Below are 17834 nucleotides of genomic sequence, written 5' to 3'. Positions count from 1 at the left end.
GTACCGCCTCGGGCCTCGGCCGTGCGGGGCGCGAGTTCGTGTTCACTCAGGGCTGCAAACATCAATTTTCCCCCCGTTGTTCCGTATCCTGTGCGGCCGCGTTCTCTGTCAGTTGGCTCACCAGCAGCCGGAGCGCCGCGGCCACCGTGTCCCGGCGGATCCGCCGACGGTCGCCGTCCAGCGTGAGGCGCAGCACACCGCCCGCTCCGCCGGGGCCGTCGGCCGCGACGAAGACGGTGCCTACGGGCTGTCCGTCCTGGGGGTCCGGACCGGCAACCCCTGTAGTGGCGATACCCCAGTGCGCGCTCAGCACACGCCTTACACCACGGGCCATCTGGCGGGCAACCTCCGCGTCCACGGCTCCGCGCGCGTCGAGCAGCAACCCGTCGACCTGGAGAATGTCCCGTTTGAGCTCGGTCGCGTACGCCGTCACGGAGCCCCGGAAGACCCGGGAGGCTCCGGGTACCCCGGTGAGCGCCCCGGCCACCAGCCCGCCCGTGAGCGACTCGGCGACGGCCAGGCTCTGCCCGCGCGCGGCGAGGAGGTCGAGCACCCGCGCCGCCGCGGACGCCGCCTCGGCGGTCGGCTCCCCGTCCCCCTCGCCCACCGAGGCACGCACGGCCTCGGGGACGTCAAAAGCGTCCGAGGCGTCAGAGGCGTCAGGGGCGTCGGCGGCCTCGCCGCCCGCTTCCCCGCCCGCCTTCCGGCCCGTATCAGCGCGCATTTCCGCAGCCACTTCGGAAGGTCGCCCGGGCGGCCGGCTCCGGATTCACCGTACGGAGTTCCCGTCGTCCGCCACGGCGCCGGACCGGCCCGCGGCCCCCGCGCTCCCGGCAGGGCCGTCGCCGTGCGCCTCCGCGGCCGTCCTGGCCCGCTCCTCGGCCTGTACGGCCCGCGCCTCGGCCAGCCCGGCGCGCCGCAGGACGACCGCCTGCCGTACGTAGTCCAGGCCGGTCACGACGGTCAGCGCCACGGCGACCGCCATCACCCACCACCGGAACGACGCCAGCGGCCCGGTCAGCATGAGCACGTACATGCCGACCGCGGTGCCCTGGGCGAGGGTCTTCAGCTTTCCGCCGCGGCTGGCGGGGATCACCCCGTGCTTGATCACCCAGAACCGCATCAGGGTGATGCCCAGCTCCCGGAAGAGGATGACGCCGGTCACCCACCAGGGAAGGTCGTCCAGGATGGACAGACAGATCAGCGCTGCGCCCATGATCGCTTTGTCCGCGATCGGGTCGGCGATCTTCCCGAAGTCCGTCACCAGGTCGTACTGGCGTGCCAGGTGGCCGTCGAACAGGTCGGTGATCATGGCGATGGCGAACGCCGCCCAGGCGAACGAGCGCCAGGCCGGGTCGTAGCCGTCGCCGTGCATCAGCAGCATCACGAAGGCCGGTACGAGCAGCAGCCGCACCATGGTCAGGACGTTGGCGATGTTCCACAGTCCGGCCGTCCGGACGGCCGGCGCCGGGCGGTGGTGCCCACCGGCCGCGGAAGCCGGGACTCCGGTCATCTGCCCGCCTCCTCAGTACACGGCGCGCCGTCCACCGACAGCACCTCGGCCACCAGGTCGACGCCCTCGCTGGACACGACCTTTGCTTCGACCATACGACCCGGCGCGAGATCGAGTGAGGTGCGCAGCAAGGTGACGCCGTCGGTCTCGGGGGCCTGGTGCGCCGCGCGCCCCACGACCCCGTCCTCCTCGTCGACGCTGTCCACCAGAACGCTGAGGGTCTCCCCCAGCCGTTCCTCGGCGCGCTGCGCGGTCAGCTCCTCGGCCAGCCGGGAGATGTGCGCGAGGCGCTCGGCGACCTCGTCCGGGTCGACCTTCTTCTCGTACGTGGCGGCCTCGGTGCCGTCCTCGTCGGAGTAGCCGAACACGCCGATCGCGTCCAGCCGGGCCCCGGTCAGGAAGCGCTCCAGCTCGGCGACGTCGTCCTCGGTCTCGCCGGGGAAGCCGACGATGAAGTTCGAGCGGGCACCGGCCTGCGGCGCCTTCCCGCGGATCTGCTCCAGCAGGCCCAGGAAGCGGTCGGTGTCGCCGAAGCGCCGCATGGCGCGCAGCACACCCGGTGCCGAGTGCTGGAAGGACAGGTCGAAGTACGGGGCGACCTTGTCGGTCTCCGTCAGCACGTCGATCAGGCCGGGGCGCATCTCGGCGGGCTGGAGGTAGCTGACCCGGACGCGCTCCAGGCCGTCGACGGCGGCCAGCTCCGGCAGCAGCGTCTCCAGCAGGCGGATGTCGCCCAGGTCCTTGCCGTAGGAGGTGTTGTTCTCGGAGACCAGCATGATCTCCTTCACGCCCTGCTCCGCCAGCCAGCGGGTCTCGCCGAGCACGTCGGAGGGGCGGCGCGAGATGAAGGAGCCGCGGAAGGACGGGATGGCGCAGAAGGAGCAGCGGCGGTCACAGCCGGAGGCCAGCTTCACGGAGGCGACCGGGCTGGTGCCCAGCCGGCGCCGGAGCGGCGCACGGGGCCCTGAGGCGGGCGCCACGCCCTCCGGCAGGTCCGCGGGGGCCGGAGCCGGTTCCGCGGCGCCATGGCCGGGCAGGGCGACGCCTGCGGCGTCCTGGCGCTCGGCGGGGCTGATCGGCAGCAGCTTGCGGCGGTCGCGCGGGGCGTGCGCCTCGACGTTGCCGCCGCTCAGGATCGTCTGCAGCCGCCCGGAGATGTCGCTGTAGTCGTCGAAGCCGAGGACGCCGTCGGCCTCCGGCAGGGCGTCGGCCAGCTCCTTGCCGTACCGCTCGGCCATGCAGCCGACGGCCACCACCGCCTGGGTGCGGCCGTGGTCCTTCAGGTCGTTGGCCTCCAGCAGGGCATCGACGGAGTCCTTCTTGGCGGCCTCGACGAAACCGCAGGTGTTGACGACGGCGACATCGGCATCGGCGGCGTCCTCGACGAGGTCCCAGCCGTCCGCTGCCAGGCGGCCTGCGAGCTCCTCCGAGTCCACCTCGTTACGGGCGCAGCCAAGAGTGACAAGGGCGACGGTACGGCGTTCGGGCATGGAGTCAGCGTACTTTGTCCCGGCAACCTCCATCGCTGCCAGGGTTGCCGGGGCCGGCCGGTGCCCCGGTCCCGGCCCGGCTCGGGCCCGGTCCCGGCCTGGTCAGCCCGCCTGCGGGCCCGCCGAGTAGCTCAGCCGCTCGACCGCTCCCTTGTCGCCGACCTTCTCGACCTCCTTGCCGTTGACGAACAGCTGCACGACCCCGGCGTTGCCGACGACCAGGTCGATCCGCTTCTTGTCGGTGAAGGTCTTGGACTCGCCCTTCTTGAGCAGGCCGTCCTCCAGCAGCCGGCCGTTGGCGTCCTTGGCGGAGATCCAGCTCTGCCCGTCCTTCGCGGTGATCTTGATGGTGACCTTGTCCTTCGGTACGCCCGCGATGGCGCTCTCCGAGGGCCCGGGGCCGGGGACGGTGCTGGGCTTGGCGGCCTTGCCGGACTTGCCGGCGGCGGGCTTGGTCGGCTGCACCGGCGCCACGGTGTTCTCCCCGTCGGCGACCGCGCTCCCCTTGCCGCCGCCGCTGAAAAGGGTGAAGCCCACGAACCCGACGACCACGACGATGGCCGCGACCATCGCCGCCGTCCAGTTCGGGCGGCCCCGCTCGGGCCGGATGCGCTCGGCCTCGAAGAGGGGCGCCGCGGGGGTCGGCTCGGGGCGGCCGCCGCGGTCCCCGTCGAACTGCGCGATCAGCGGTTCCGGATCGAGGCCGACGGCGCGCGCGAGGGTGCGCAGGTGCCCCCGCGCGTAGACGTCGCCGCCGCAGCCTGAGAAGTCGTCCTGCTCGATGCCCTGCACGATGGGCACGCGCACCCGGGTGGTGGTACTGACCTCGTCGACGGTCAGTCCCGCCGCGATACGGGCCTGCTGGATGGCGTGGCCGATGGAGGGCCGGTCGTCTTCGGGGGAGTTGCCGATGGACACGTGGGCGCCTTTCGAGCGTGAGCCACCTGCTGGAGGTTCAGTCTAGGGGTGTACCGAAAGGGTCGGGCAAGCGGAAGAGCGGACTTTGTACGCCATCAGAAGGCCGGGTGAGGCCGCCGGACGCCCGGTCCGGTTGCCGAGGCTGCATCATCCTTCCACCACCTCCCTCAACGTGACGTAGCGACGGAGGAAACGGTTGCTTTCGATCTCCGACAGCCGCTCCGGACCGCCCGTACGAGTGAACTTGGAGCGCGGCTCCTGAACTTCCGCCGCCGTCACCCCGCGCCGGGTGACGCACCCGGACGACGGCTCCGGAGAACATCGGCCGCTATGAAGGCGTCTCCCCCCGGATGACCGCCAGTACGCCCTCCAACTCGTCCGGCTTGACCATGACGTCGCGCGCCTTCGACCCCTCGCTCGGCCCGACGATGTTGCGCGACTCCATCAGGTCCATCAGCCGCCCGGCCTTGGCGAAGCCCACCCGCAGCTTCCGCTGGAGCATGGAGGTGGACCCGAACTGGGTGGAGACCACCAGCTCAGCGGCCTGGCACAGCAGGTCGAGGTCGTCGCCGATGTCCTCGTCGATCTCCTTCTTCTTGGCCGTGCCGACGGTGACGTCGTCCCGGAAGACCGGCGCCATCTGGTCCTTGCAGTGCTGGACGACCTGCTGGACCTCGTCCTCCTGGACGAACGCGCCCTGCATCCGCACCGGTTTGTTCGCGCCCATCGGCAGGAACAGGCTGTCGCCCTTGCCGATGAGCTTCTCCGCGCCCGGCTGGTCCAGGATGACCCGGCTGTCGGCGAGCGAGGAGGTCGCGAACGCCAGCCGGGACGGCACGTTCGCCTTGATCAGACCGGTCACCACGTCCACCGAGGGGCGCTGGGTGGCCAGCACCAGGTGGATGCCGGCGGCGCGCGCGAGCTGGGTGATGCGGACGATGGAGTCCTCCACGTCGCGCGGCGCGACCATCATCAGGTCCGCCAGCTCGTCCACGATCACCAGCAGGTACGGGTACGGCGACAGGTCGCGCTCGCTGCCCTCCGGCGGCTTCGCCTTGCCGCTGCGCACGGCCGCGTTGAAGTCGTCGATGTGCCGGTAGCCGTAGGCCGCCAGGTCGTCGTAGCGCAGGTCCATCTCGCGCACCACCCACTGCAGGGCCTCGGCGGCCTTCTTGGGGTTGGTGATGATCGGGGTGATCAGGTGCGGGATGCCCTCGTACGCGGTCAGCTCGACGCGCTTGGGGTCGACCAGCACCATCCGCACCTCGTCGGGGGTGGCGCGCGCCATCACCGAGGTGATCAGGCAGTTGATGCAGGACGACTTGCCGGAGCCGGTCGCGCCGGCCACCAGGATGTGCGGCATCCGCGCCAGGTTGGCCGAGACGTACCCGCCCTCGACGTCCTTGCCGAGGCCGACCAGCAGCGGGTGGTCCTCGCCCGCCGACTCCGCCGAGCGCAGCACGTCGCCGAGGTTGACCATCTCCCGGTCGCTGTTCGGGATCTCGATGCCGACCGCGGACTTGCCGGGGATCGGGCTGATGATCCGGACGTCCGGGCTGGCGACCGCGTACGCGATGTTCTTGGCCAGCGCGGTGATCTTCTCGACCTTCACCGCGGGGCCCAGTTCGACCTCGTAGCGGGTGACCGTCGGGCCACGGGTGAAGCCGGTGACCGCCGCGTCCACCTTGAACTCCTGGAAGACGGTGGTCAGCGACTCCACGACGGCGTCGTTGGCCGCGCTGCGGGTCTTGCCGGGGCCGCCGCGGGTGAGCAGGTCCAGCGACGGCAGGGCGTAAGTGATGTCGTTGGACAGCAGCATCTGCTCGGCCCGCGGGGGCAGCTCGCCGGACGGTTCCGGCGCGGCCTTCGTGAAGTCCGGCACCGGGCCCGAGTGCTTGTCCCCGCCGCCCTGGCCCGGGCCGCGGGCGGGCGGCACCGCGCCGCTGTCCTGCTTCTTGCCGGCGGTGGGCCGCTCGTCGTCGCGGTGCTCACCGTCCCGGCGCTCGCCGGAGATGCTGCTGCTGAGGTCGGCGACCAGGGGCGAGGGCTGGACGCCGTGCAGGACGGCCCCGTCCAGCGAGGCGGCGGCCGCCGCGGCCACGTCGACCGCGTCCATGGGACGGTCGGCGGGCTGCAGGGGCGTACGGCGCCCGCGGCGGCGCTTGGCCAGCGCCGCCTCCTCTATGGCGTCCGGATCGTCCGCGGGAGCCGGCCCGGTCGCACGCCGCGTGCCCCGCCCGGACCGGTCACGCCAGTCCTCGGCGTACTCCTCGGGCTCCACGGCCACCGGCTCGGGCTCGTACACCTCGACCAGACCCAGCCGGGCACCGAGCAGCCGCAGCCGCTGCGGGATGGCGTTGACGGGTGTGGCGGTGACGACGAGCAGGCCGAAGACGGTGAGCAGCACCAGCAGCGCCACCGCCAGGGTCTGCCCGACGGTGAAGATCAGCGGCTTGGACGCGGCCCAGCCGACATAGCCCCCGGCGTCCTGCATGGCCGCTATGCCGTCCCCCCGGCCCGGCGACCCGCAGGCCATCGCGACCTGCCCCAGGATGCCGATGACCAGGGCGGACAGCCCGATCACGATCCGCCCGTTGGCCTCGGGCTGCTCCGGGTGCCGGATCAGCCGCAGCGCGATGCCGCCGAGGAGGATCGGCACGACCAGGTCCAGCCGGCCGAAGGCGCCGGTGATCAGCAGCTGGACGAGGTCGCCGACCGGACCGCTGAGGCTGGACCAGGTGCCCGCCGCGATGACCAGGGCGAGGCCGAGGAGCAGCAGCGAGAGCCCGTCCTTGCGGTGCGCCGGGTCCAGGTTCTTCGCGCCGCGCCCGAAGCCGCGGAACAGCGCGCCGACGCCGTGCGCCAGCCCGAGCCAGCAGGCCCGCACCAGGCGGTAGACGCCGCCGGTGGGCGACGGCGCGGGTCTCGGCGGCGCCTTCTTGGCGGCCGCTCTCTTCGCCGGCGCGCGCTTGGCCGGCGCGGTCTTCTTGGCGGGCGCCCTCTTGGCCGGAGCCGGCGCCTTCTTCGCCGGTGCTTTCTTCGCGGCGGCCTTCTTGGCGGCGCCTCCGGGCTGTCCGGCGCGCTGCTTCGAGGGGCCCGCCGTGCTCTGGGAACCCTTGCCGGACGTACGTGAGGCCATGGTGACGAGATTACAGGCGACGGCCACAGTGACACGAGCGCTCGGCCCTTCACCCATTCGTGTCGCGCTCCGCGCCGGACACTTCACGCCGACGGCTCACGACACCGGCACCGCACACGGCTGGTGATGGCCCGTCAGAGGCGCGCCGGGGCGGGAACCCGCCGCCACGGCCCGCAGGCCGCCCAGCGGGCCGCTGGGGCGCCTGACGGCGCCGCAGGGCACCGTGTCAGGAGGCGCCGTTGCCCGTGCCGGGCTCCAGGGCGTCCAGCGCCCGCCGCAGTCCGGTGAGCTTGCGCTCCAGATGGGCCGCGGTCGCGATGGCCGCCGCGTCCGCCGACTCGTCCAGCTGCTTGGACAGCGCCTCGGCCTGCTCCTCCACGGCCGCGAGCCGGGCGGACAGCTCGGCGAGCAGCCCGGCGGGCTCCCTGGCCTCGTCCGCCGCGGCACGGCCGCTCTCCAGCTGGAGCCGCAGCAGCGTCGCCTGCTCCCGCAGTTGACAGTTCTTCATGTACAGCTCGACGAAGACCGAGACCTTGGCGCGCAGCACCCACGGGTCGAACGGCTTGGAGATGTAGTCGACCGCACCCGCCGCGTAACCACGGAAGGTGTGGTGCGGGCCGTGGTTGATGGCGGTCAGGAAGATGATCGGGATGTCCCGCGTCCGTTCGCGCCGCTTGATGTGCGCGGCCGTCTCGAACCCGTCCATCCCCGGCATCTGCACGTCGAGCAGGATCACCGCGAAATCGTCGGTGAGCAGTGCCTTGAGCGCTTCCTCCCCGGACGATGCCCGCACCAGTGTCTGATCGAGCGCGGAGAGGATCGCCTCCAGCGCCAGCAGATTCTCCGGCCGGTCATCGACCAGGAGGATCTTGGCCTTCTGCACCATGGCCCGTCCTCCTCGCCCCGGCAATGAACCGGACGCCGCCCCAGGGGACGGCTCTGTCGTGCCGCCCGTCCTTGTGCCGGTCATCGTAGCCGCACCCCGCCTGTCGCCACACCCTGTCACCGTGATGTCACTGTGCACGTAGCACAAACGCAGTGAGAGACCAGAAGGTTCCCCGAATACCGCTCTCCCACACGTGGCCGGCCACACTGAGTCAACATGCGGGGAACCTTACGAGCCTCATTTGACGAACGTGTCACCGCGTGCGCATCCATTGCTCCATCACCGTCAGCAGGTGGTCGGTGTCCACCGGCTTGGTCACGTAGTCGGACGCCCCGGACTCGATGCTCTTCTCCCGGTCGCCCTTCATCGCCTTCGCGGTCAGCGCGATGATCGGCAGCCCGGCGAACTGCGGCATCCGCCGGATCGCGGCCGTGGTCGCGTAGCCGTCCATCTCCGGCATCATGATGTCCATCAGGACGAGCACCACGTCGTCGTGCTGCTCCAGGACCTCGATGCCCTCCCGGCCGTTCTCCGCGTACAGCACCGACAGCCCGTTCTGCTCCAGCACGCTGGTCAGCGCGAAGACGTTACGGATGTCGTCGTCGACGATCAGCACCTTCTCGCCGTGGAACCCGCCGTCGAACCCGCCCGACACCAGGTCCTGGCCGTTGCCGATCCAGGGCTCCTCGACGGACGCCTGCGCGGGCTCCTCCGCGGGCCGCGGCGCCGCCGGTACGGGCGCGGCCGGCAGCTCCGGCCGCGGCGCCTCGACGGCGACCGGGCGGCGGCGACGCCGGGCGATCCCCGGGCCGCTGCCCCGGGACGGCGCGACACCGGCCTGTACGGCCTCCTCCGCGGCCTGCCGGCCGAGCTCCGCGTCCCGCGCCTCGGCGTCCATCGCGAGGCCGCCCGCGACCAACTGCGGGTAGCCCTGCGGCGGCAGCCCGCCCGGGTTGTACGGCAGGTAGAGCGTGAAGGTCGAACCGCGGCCCGGCTCACTGGCAGCGTGGATCTCGCCGCCGAGCAGCCGCGCGATCTCCCGGCTGATGGACAGGCCCAGGCCCGTACCGCCGTACTTGCGGCTGGTGGTGCCGTCCGCCTGCTTGAACGCCTCGAAGATCACCCGCATCTTGCTGGACGCGATGCCGATACCGGTGTCCGTCACCGAGAACGCGATCATGTCGGCGTCCGGCTCGCGCAGCGCGCCGTGCTCCAGCAGATGCTCACGGATGTCCGTCGGCACGTCGTCGCCGGCCGGCCGGATGACCAGCTCGACGGCGCCGCTGTCGGTGAACTTTACCGCGTTGGCCAGCAGGTTGCGCAGCACCTGGAGCAGCCGCTGCTCGTCGGTGTGCAGCGTGGCGGGCAGCTCCGGGGAGACCCGTACGGAGAAGTCGAGTCCCTTCTCCGCGGTCAGCGGCCGGAACGTGGCCTCCACGTAGTCGACGAGCTGGACCAGCGCGATCCGGGTCGGGCTGACGTCCATCTTGCCCGCCTCGACCTTCGACAGGTCCAGGATGTCGTTGATGAGCTGGAGCAGGTCGGAACCGGCGCCGTGGATGGTCTCGGAGAATTCGACCTGCTTCGGGGAGAGATTCCCCTCCGCGTTGTCGGCGAGCAGTTTGGCGAGAATCAGCAGCGAGTTCAGCGGCGTCCGCAGCTCGTGCGACATGTTCGCCAGGAATTCCGACTTGTAGCGCATCGAGACGGCGAGCTGTTCGGCACGCTCCTCCAGGACCTGCCGCGCCTCCTCGATCTCGGTGTTCTTCACCTCGATGTCACGGTTCTGCGCGCGCAGTTGCTCGGCCTTCTCCTCCAGTTCGGAGTTGGACAGCTCCAGCGCCTTCTGGCGGCTCTCCAACTCGCCCGAACGCTCCTTGAGTTGTTCGGTCAGTTCCTGCGACTGCTTGAGCAGCACCTCGGTCTTGGTGTTGACGGAGATGGTGTTGACGCTGGTCGCGATCATCTCCGCGATCTGGCTGAGGAAATCCTTCTGGATCTGGGTGAACGGCTGGAAGGAGGCCAGCTCGATCACGCCGAGCACCTTGTCCTCGAAGAGCACCGGCAGCACGATCACGTTGGCCGGAGGCGCCTCGCCCAGCCCGGAGGCGATCTTCAGATAGCCGGAGGGCACGTTCTCCACCAGGATCGTGCGCTTCTCCGCCGCCGCCGTGCCGATCAGGGTCTCCCCCGGCCGGAACGTCGTCGGCATGGTGCCCATCGAGTAGCCGTACGAGCCCATCAGCCGCAGCTCGTAGGCGCCCGGCTCACCGCCGTCCGCGCCGATCTCGTTGCTGTCGCCGGGCTGCGCGGCGAGGAAGAACGCGCCGTGCTGCGCCGAGACCGCCGGGGACAGCTCGCTCATGATCAGCGTCGCCACGTCCTTGAGGTCGCGGCGGCCCTGCATCAGGCCGGAGATCCGGGCCAGGTTGCCCTTGAGCCAGTCCTGCTCCTCGTTGGCCAGGGTGGTCTCGCGGAGCGTGGAGATCATCGTGTTGACGTTGTCCTGGAGCTCCAGGATCTCGCCCGCCGCGTCCACGTCGATGCGGACGTTGTGGTCGCCCAGGGTCACCGCGGCGGCGACGGCGGCGATCGCCCGCACCTGACGGGTCAGGTTGCCCGCCATCTCGTTCACCGACTCCGTCAGGTCCTTCCAGGTGCCGGCCACGCCGCGCACCTGGGCCTGGCCGCCCAGCTGGCCGTCCGTACCCACCTCACGGGCCACCCGGGTGACCTGCTCGGCGAAGGAGGAGAGCTGGTCGACCATCGTGTTGATGGTCGTCTTCAGGGCCAGGATCTCGCCCCGCGCGTCGATGTCGATCTTCTTGGTCAGGTCGCCCTTGGCGATGGCCGTGGTGACCATCGCGATGTTGCGCACCTGGCCGGTCAGGTTGTTGGCCATCGAGTTCACCGACTCGGTCAGGTCCTTCCACGTACCGGCGACGCCGGGTACGCGGGCCTGGCCGCCCAGGATGCCGTCGGTGCCCACCTCACGGGCCACCCTGGTGACCTCGTCGGCGAACGACGACAGCGTCGTGACCATCGTGTTGACCGTGTCGGCGAGCTGCGCGACCTCGCCGCGCGCCTCGACCGTGACCTTCTTGGTCAGGTCGCCGTTGGCGACCGCCGCCGAGACCTGGGAGATGTTGCGCACCTGGATGGTCAGGTTGTTGGCCATCAGGTTGACGTTGTCGCTCAGGTCCTTCCAGATGCCGGTGACCCCGGGGACCCGCGCCTGGCCGCCCAGCTGGCCTTCCGTGCCCACCTCACGGGCGACGCGCAGCACCTGCTCGGCGAAGAGCGACAGCTGGTCGACCATCGTGTTCACGGTCGTGACCAGTTCAAGGATCTCGCCCTTGGCGTCGACGGTGATCTTCTTCGACAGGTCGCCGCGCGCGACCGCGGTGGTCACCTCGCCGATGCTGCGCACCTGGGACGTCAGGTTGTTCGCCATGAAGTTGACGGACTGGGTGAGGTCCTTCCACGTACCGCTGACGCCCTGCACCTCGGCCTGGCCGCCGAGGATGCCCTCGGTGCCCACCTCGCGGGCGACGCGCGTCACCTGGTCGGCGAACGACGACAACTGGTCGACCATCGTGTTCAGGGTGTTCTTCAGCTCCAGGATCTCGCCCCGGGCGTCCACGTCGATCTTCTGCGACAGGTCACCGCGGGCCACCGCCGTCGCGACCTGCGCGATGTTGCGCACCTGGGCGGTCAGGTTGCCGGCCATGCCGTTCACCGAGTCGGTCAGATCGCGCCAGACGCCCGCGACGCCCGGCACCTGTGCCTGGCCGCCGAGCCTGCCGTCCGTACCGACCTCGCGGGCCACTCTGGTGACCTGTTCCGCGAAGGCCGAGAGCTGGTCGACCATCGTGTTGATGGTGTTCTTGAGCTCCAGGATCTCGCCGCGCGCGTCCACGTCGATCTTCTGCGACAGGTCGCCGCGCGCGACCGCCGTCGTCACCTGGGCGATCTGCCGCACCTGGGACGTCAGGTTGCCCGCCATGAAGTTGACGGAGTCGGTCAGCTCCTTCCACGTACCGCTGACGCCGTCCACCCGGGCCTGACCGCCGAGGCGGCCCTCCGTGCCCACGTCCCGGGCCATCCGGGTGACCTGGTCGGCGAACGAGGACAGCTGGTCCACCATCGTGTTCACGGTGTTCTTCAGCTGGAGCATCTCGCCGGACACGTCGACGGTGACCTTCTGCGACAGATCACCGTTGGCCACCGCCGTCGTCACCTGCGCGATGTTGCGCACCTGACCGGTGAGGTTGCGGAAGGCCGTGTTCACGGAGTCCGTGAGGTCCTTCCAGGTGCCCGCGGCACCCGGTACGGCGGCCTGGCCGCCCAGCTCGCCCTCGACGCCGATCTCCCGCGCGACGCGCGTCACCTCGGCACCGAACGAGGACAGCTGGTCCACCATCGTGTTCACGGTGTTCTTCAGTTCGAGCATCTCGCCCGCGACGTCGACCGTGACCTTCTGCGACAGATCACCGTTGGCCACCGCCGTCGTCACCTGCGCGATGTCCCGGACCTGCCCCGTCAGGTTGCGGAAGGCGTTGTTCACCGAATCGGTGAGGTCCTTCCACGTCCCCGCGGCGCCCGGCACCTGCGCCTGCCCGCCCAGCTGGCCCTCGGCCCCGACCTCGTTGGCGACCCGGGTGACCTCGTCCGCGAACGTACGCAGCGTCTCGGTCATCGTGTTGATCGTGTCGGCCAGCTGCGCGACCTCGCCGCGCGCGCTGACCGTGACCTTCTGCGACAGGTCGCCGTTGGCGACCGCCGTCGTCACCTGGGCGATCCCGCGCACCTGGGCGGTGAGGTTGCCGGCCATCAGGTTGACGGAGTCCGTGAGGTCCTTCCAGACCCCCGCGACACCCGGCACCTGCGCCTGGCCGCCCAGCTCGCCCTCCGTACCGACCTCGCGCGCCACCCGGGTGACCTCGGAGGCGAAGGAGGAGAGCTGGTCCACCATCGTGTTGACGGTGTTCTTCAGCTCCAGCATCTCGCCGGCGACATGCACGGTCACCTTGCGTGACAGATCACCCTTGGCGACGGCCGTGGTGACCAGCGCGATGTCCCGCACCTGTGCCGTCAGCCGGGACGCCATCGTGTTGACGGACTCGGTCAGGTCCTTCCAGGACCCGGACATGCCGCGCACCCGCGCCTGCCCGCCGAGCTTGCCCTCCGTACCGACCTCGCTGGCGACCCGCGTCACCTCGTCGGTGAAGGCCGACAGCTGGTCCACCAGACCGTTGACCGTACGGCCGACCTTCAGGAACTCCCCGCGCAGCGGATGCGCCGAGGTCCCGTCCGTACCGCGCGAGCGCAGGTCCATCCGCTGTTCCAGGTCGCCCTCGGACACCGCGGAGAGCACCCGGCCCACCTCGGACACCGGCCGTACGAGATCGTCGACCAGGGCGTTCGAGGCGTCGATGGCCGCGGCCCAGGAGCCCTCACAGGCGCCGGCCTCCAGCCGTTCCGTGAGTTTTCCCTCACGGCCGACGACCCGGCGCACCCGCGCCAGCTCTCCCGTCAGGTGCAGATTGCGGTCCGCCACCTCGTTGTAGACAGCGGCGATCTCCGACATCGCTCCGTCACCGGAGACCGTCAGCCGCTTACGGAAATTCCCGTCCCGCATCGAGACGAGAGCAGCCAGCAGCCGGTTCAGCGCAGCCGTATCCACCTCAGTCGTCCCGTTGCTCCGGGAACGTCCGCCTTTCGCGCGCGTGCTCGTGCCCCGCGCCGCTGCGCCAGACTCCACCGTGTCCCTCCCGCAGGGTCGACCGTTCTACCCGGGCCTTCTCTTTGAGCTTGCCCAGTGTTTCACCATGGCCCAACCAGGCCATAACAGTTCGGCAGCATCGCATACCGTCCCGAAGCACGATCGGGGCGCAAACAGACGTGACCGGCATCCGCACGCGCGGCGAAGGTAAGTAACCTGGCATCCGGCTGTCCACCCGCCCCGGCCGTCCAGCACGGGCAGTGGGGAGCACACCAGGCTTTCGGAGGGGCGCCGCCATGGTGGGAGAGCAGATCACCGACACACGCATGAGGAGACCAGTGATCACCGCGCGGGCCGCTGCCACGTTCGAGCCGGTCGGCCGCTCGGTCGCCACCGCCCGCGCCTTCGTGCGCGACACCCTCCAGGGCTGGGGCTACGGCGACATCGTCGACGACGCCGTCGTCCTGACCAGCGAACTGGTCACCAACGCCGTCGTCCACGCGGGCACCGCCGCCGACGTACTGTGCCTGCGCACGGACGGCGGCGTGCGCATCGAGGTCGCGGACCGCTATCCGGAACGGGAGATCCCGCTCCAGAACGCCGGGCGCGCGTTCGCCCATCCGGATCGCGAGGGCGGCCGCGGACTGCTGCTGTGCGGCGCGCTGGCCAGCCGCTGGGGCGTGGAGTACACCGCCTCCCAGAAGCACGTCTGGTTCCAGCTCGACCTGCCCGAGCGCCCGGCCGGCACCCGCTCGGCGGGCCCCGCCCTGCCCGTGGACGCCCTGCCGGTCGCCGACAGCCGGGTCCGCGTCGCCGTCGTCCAGATCGACCGCGGCGGCTGCATCAGCTTCTGGAACGAGGACGCGCGGGACCTCTTCGCCTACGACCCCGAGCAGGTCGTCGGCAAACCCCTCACCGACTTCGCCGCCTGGCCGCACACCCCCGGCACGGGCACCGGCATCGCCGAGGCGCTGCTGCTCTCCCGCTGGGAGGGCTCGTACGGCATACGGGGCGCGGACGGCCGGGTCGTCCCGGTGTACGCCTCCCACCTGCGCGTCCGCGACGCCGACGGCGAGCCGTACACGGTCTGCCTCCTGGTGCGCGACCACGAGCGCGCCGTCCTGCAGAGCCCGCTGCGCACCCCCGCCCCCGACCAGGCGGCCCAGCCGTCCGAGGGCCGCGGCCCCGCCGACCCGTTCGAGGTCTTCATCGGCTCGCCGGCCCCCGACGACCTGGACGGCCTGCTCCAGCGCACGGTCGAACGCGCCCGCGACATGCTCGACGGCGACGCCGCGTACCTCCTGCTGGCCACCGACGACGAGACCGAACTGGAGGTACGGGCCTCCACCGGCCTGCCCTCCGCCCGCCAGCGCTTCGCCCGCGTCCCGGTCGAGGCGGGCTCCGGACGGTACGGCTCCGCCCGGATGCCGGCCGTCCACGAGGACCTGACCGCCGTACCGGGCGCCGTACCGCTGCTCTCCGGCACCGGCATGCGCTCGGTCGTCACGGTCCCCCTGAAGGTCGAGGGCCGCCTCACCGGCTCCCTGGGCGTCGCCGCCGAAGCCCCCGGCCGCTACACGAACGAGGAGGCCCTGCGCCTCCAGTTCGCCGCCGACCGCATCGCCCTGGCCGTCGAACGGGCCCGCCTGACCGAACTGGAACGCCTGCGCCGCGGCTCCCTCTCCTTCCTCGTCGAGGCCTCCGACCTGCTGGCCGGCACCCTCGACCGGGACCAGACGCTGGCCCTGATGGCCCAGATGACCGTCCCCACCCTCGCCACCTGGTGCGCCGTCTACACCGTCGCCGACCAGGCGTCCGAGCCGGAGCTGTCCTACGTGCTGCACGAGGACGAGGACCGCATCGACGGCCTCAAGTCGCTCCTGATGAAGGTCGACCCGCCGGAGCCGGTGCCCACCCCCGGCGCCCGCCTCTGGAACGCGCCGACCGACGCCGCCCACGACGCGGCCCTGCGCACCTCCCTGCGCAGCCTGGGCCTCGGCAACTCGGCCCGCCCCTCCAAGGGCCCCGGCGCCACCCTCGCCACCGCCTCCGCGGTGGGCGGCGAGACCGTCGTCCTGCCCCTGGTCGCCCGCAACCGTGTCATCGGCATGCTCACCCTCGGCAAGCCCAGCGAGGAACACTTCCGCCAGGAGATCCTGGAACTCGCCGAGGACCTCTCCCGGCGGGCCGCACTCGCCCTGGACAACGCGCGCCTGTACTCGGAGCGCACGGCCATCAGCCAGTCCCTCCAGCGCAGCCTGCTCCCGCCGGAGCTGCCCGAGGTCCCGGGCGTCGAGGTCGAGGTCATCTACCGCGCGGCCGGCGAGGGCAACGAGGTCGGCGGCGACTTCTACGACCTCTTCCCGATCCGCGACGGCGCGTACGGCTTCGCCATCGGCGACGTCTGCGGTACGGGCCCGGAGGCCGCCGCGGTCACCGGCCTGGCCCGGCACGCCCTGCGCCTGCTCGCCCGGGAGGGCTTCGGCGGCCCCGCCGTCCTGGAGCGCCTGAACGCCGCGATCCTCGACGAGGGAGCCCGCAGCCGCTTCCTGACGCTGCTCTACGGCGAGCTGTGGCCGCAGCGCGACGGCAGCGCCGTCCTGAAGGTCGTCTGCGCGGGCCATCCGCTGCCGCTGCGCCTGCGCCAGGACGGCACGGTCGAGCCGGCCGCCGAGCCGCAGCCCCTGCTGGGCGTCATGGACGACCTGGAGCTGTACGAGCAGACCGTCACGCTCGATCCGGGCGACGTCCTGCTCTGCGTCACCGACGGCGTCACCGAGCGCCGCGAGGGCACCCGGATGCTGGGTGACGACGGTCTCACCGACGTGCTGACGACCTGTACAGGTCTGACCGCCGGCGCCGTGGCCGCGCGCATCCTGCGCGCTGTGGAGCGCTTCGCCGCCGAACCGGCGTCCGACGACATGGCCATCCTCGCCATGCGTGTCCCCGAGGTCCCGCTCGACGCGTGACCCCGGGGGCCCGACGGGCCTTTTCCGGCAACGAAAAAGGCCCCCGCCGTACGGCGGGGGCCTTTCCCTCTGGAGCCCCAATACGGAATCGAACCGTAGACCTTCTCCTTACCATGGAGACGCTCTGCCGACTGAGCTATTGGGGCGCAGCAACGAGGAAAACTCTACCCGAACTCGTCCGATAAACCGAATCAAGGAACGCTCACCCGGAAGAGTGCCCGCTGACCGCCCGCCACTCCCCCGCAAAAGGGATTTTTCAGAACGCTGGTTGCAGCATCGGCCGCAGCAGTCCGCCGAGCGCGTTGCACGCGCCGGCCATCTTCTGCAATTCGCGTCGCGACAGTTCGGGGCGCACCGGCAGTGCGAGCGTCTCGTCCACGGCCCGCTCCGTCTGCGGCAGGAACACGTCCCGACGCAGCCCCGGCAAGCGGTACACCGGCGCCTGTACGGGGACGCGGCAGGCGACGCCCCGGGAGCGCAGCGCCCGCGCGAAGGCGTCCCGGTCCGGCCGTCCGTTGCCCGGCACCCGCACGACGTACTGCTCGTAGGTGTGGCCCGCGACGGCGGGCGGCGTCAGGACGCCGGTCAGCCGCCCGTTCAGGTAAGCGGCGCGGTCCTGTCGGCGCTGTACGTCGCCCTGGTCCGCCCGCCCGGCACCGGGCTCGTCGGCGGCGACGACCAGCAGCCCGTGCCGCCGCCCGGTCTCCCGTATCCAGCCCATGTCCGCCGGCCGGCCGAAGCGGTGTACGGCGACGACGGCAGCCGTGCGCGGGGTGACGGCGTCGGCCACCGCGGCCGGGTCGAGGCAGAAACTGTCCGCGTCCACGTCGGCGAAGACCGGCAGCGCGCCCAGCTCCACGACGGCCTCGGTGACTTCAGGGCTGCCGTACGCCGGCACCACCACCTCGTCGCCCGCGCGGACACCGGCCGACCTGAGCGTTTCGACTGTCCCCATGCCACGGAGCCTGACCACTTGAAGTGAACATGAAGTAACGCGCCGCACTGCACCACAAGAACAAAAAAGCTCCGGTCCCTGAACCAGAAGGTTCAGGGACCGGAGCTGAAAGATTGTTCGGCGGCGTCCTACTCTCCCACAGGGTCCCCCCTGCAGTACCATCGGCGCTGAAAGGCTTAGCTTCCGGGTTCGAAATGTAACCGGGCGTTTCCCTAACGCTATGACCACCGAAACACTAT

The 17834-nt window shown here is 71.0% G+C and carries 9 protein-coding genes, 1 tRNA gene and 1 rRNA gene; 1 reads left to right on the top strand and 10 read right to left on the bottom strand.

The annotated features are described in order from the left end of the window. Positions 1–61: 61 nt before the first annotated feature. The 7 genes from JXZ78_RS36690 to JXZ78_RS36660 form a co-directional block, all read right to left on the bottom strand. Positions 62–607, bottom strand: coding sequence for a CinA family protein (locus JXZ78_RS36690; RefSeq protein WP_050503045.1), 546 nt, complete (start codon positions 605–607; stop codon positions 62–64). 162 nt (positions 608–769) lie between these two features. After that, complete coding sequence (gene pgsA / locus JXZ78_RS36685; protein WP_030024636.1) at positions 770–1513, bottom strand: CDP-diacylglycerol--glycerol-3-phosphate 3-phosphatidyltransferase; 744 nt, start codon at positions 1511–1513, stop codon at positions 770–772. Beyond that, a complete protein-coding gene (gene rimO / locus JXZ78_RS36680; RefSeq protein WP_030024635.1) occupies positions 1510–3003 on the bottom strand; it encodes a 30S ribosomal protein S12 methylthiotransferase RimO in 1494 nt (497 codons plus the stop codon). The genes pgsA and rimO overlap by 4 nt, the downstream gene beginning before the upstream one ends. A gap of 102 nt (positions 3004–3105) precedes the next feature. Continuing rightward, entirely contained in the window at positions 3106–3921 is an 816-nt protein-coding gene (locus JXZ78_RS36675; protein WP_030024634.1) for a helix-turn-helix domain-containing protein, read from the bottom strand. Between the two features lie 328 nt (positions 3922–4249). Further along, on the bottom strand, positions 4250–7060 hold the full coding sequence (locus JXZ78_RS36670; RefSeq protein WP_030024632.1) for a DNA translocase FtsK: 2811 nt from the start codon (positions 7058–7060) through the stop codon (positions 4250–4252). Positions 7061–7286: 226 nt separating this feature from the next. Next, the gene (locus JXZ78_RS36665; RefSeq protein WP_030024631.1) at positions 7287–7946 is read right to left on the bottom strand and encodes a response regulator; all 660 of its coding nucleotides are present in this window, start codon (positions 7944–7946) and stop codon (positions 7287–7289) included. 253 nt (positions 7947–8199) lie between these two features. After that, complete coding sequence (locus JXZ78_RS36660) at positions 8200–13710, bottom strand: HAMP domain-containing protein (protein WP_238783629.1); 5511 nt, start codon at positions 13708–13710, stop codon at positions 8200–8202. Positions 13711–13967: 257 nt separating this feature from the next. Between JXZ78_RS36660 and JXZ78_RS36655 the strand changes: the two genes are divergently transcribed. Continuing rightward, positions 13968–16640, top strand: a complete 2673-nt coding sequence (locus tag JXZ78_RS36655; RefSeq protein WP_372498478.1) for a SpoIIE family protein phosphatase — start codon at positions 13968–13970, stop codon at positions 16638–16640. 70 nt (positions 16641–16710) lie between these two features. On the opposite strand, the gene JXZ78_RS36650 is transcribed toward JXZ78_RS36655, so the two are convergent. The 3 genes from JXZ78_RS36650 to rrf all read right to left on the bottom strand — a co-directional run bounded on the left by JXZ78_RS36650 (position 16711) and on the right by rrf (position 17827). Further along, positions 16711–16786: transfer RNA gene (locus JXZ78_RS36650), tRNA-Thr, on the bottom strand. Positions 16787–16896: 110 nt separating this feature from the next. Then, positions 16897–17595, bottom strand: coding sequence for a DegT/DnrJ/EryC1/StrS family aminotransferase (locus JXZ78_RS36645; RefSeq protein WP_030024626.1), 699 nt, complete (start codon positions 17593–17595; stop codon positions 16897–16899). A 115-nt stretch (positions 17596–17710) separates the two neighbouring features. Then, a 5S ribosomal RNA gene (rrf, locus tag JXZ78_RS36640) occupies positions 17711–17827 on the bottom strand. Positions 17828–17834: the final 7 nt, after the last annotated feature.

This window comes from Streptomyces monomycini, assembly GCF_022271435.1.
In the GTDB taxonomy this organism is placed as follows: Bacteria; Actinomycetota; Actinomycetes; order Streptomycetales; family Streptomycetaceae; genus Streptomyces; species Streptomyces monomycini.
The sequence above is the reverse complement of the archived record's forward strand: the minus strand, read 5'-3'. Positions and strand labels throughout refer to the sequence as shown.

Bases quoted from the DNA above. Each gene is read 5' to 3' on its own strand.
- pgsA (WP_030024636.1), bottom strand. From the start codon at position 1,513: ATGACCGGAGTCCCGGCTTCCGCGGCCGGTGGGCACCACCGCCCGGCG.
- rimO (WP_030024635.1), bottom strand. From the start codon at position 3,003: ATGCCCGAACGCCGTACCGTCGCCCTTGTCACTCTTGGCTGCGCCCGT.
- JXZ78_RS36645 (WP_030024626.1), bottom strand. From the start codon at position 17,595: ATGGGGACAGTCGAAACGCTCAGGTCGGCCGGTGTCCGCGCGGGCGAC.
- JXZ78_RS36665 (WP_030024631.1), bottom strand. From the start codon at position 7,946: ATGGTGCAGAAGGCCAAGATCCTCCTGGTCGATGACCGGCCGGAGAAT.
- JXZ78_RS36655 (WP_372498478.1), top strand. From the start codon at position 13,968: ATGGTGGGAGAGCAGATCACCGACACACGCATGAGGAGACCAGTGATC.
- JXZ78_RS36670 (WP_030024632.1), bottom strand. From the start codon at position 7,060: ATGGCCTCACGTACGTCCGGCAAGGGTTCCCAGAGCACGGCGGGCCCC.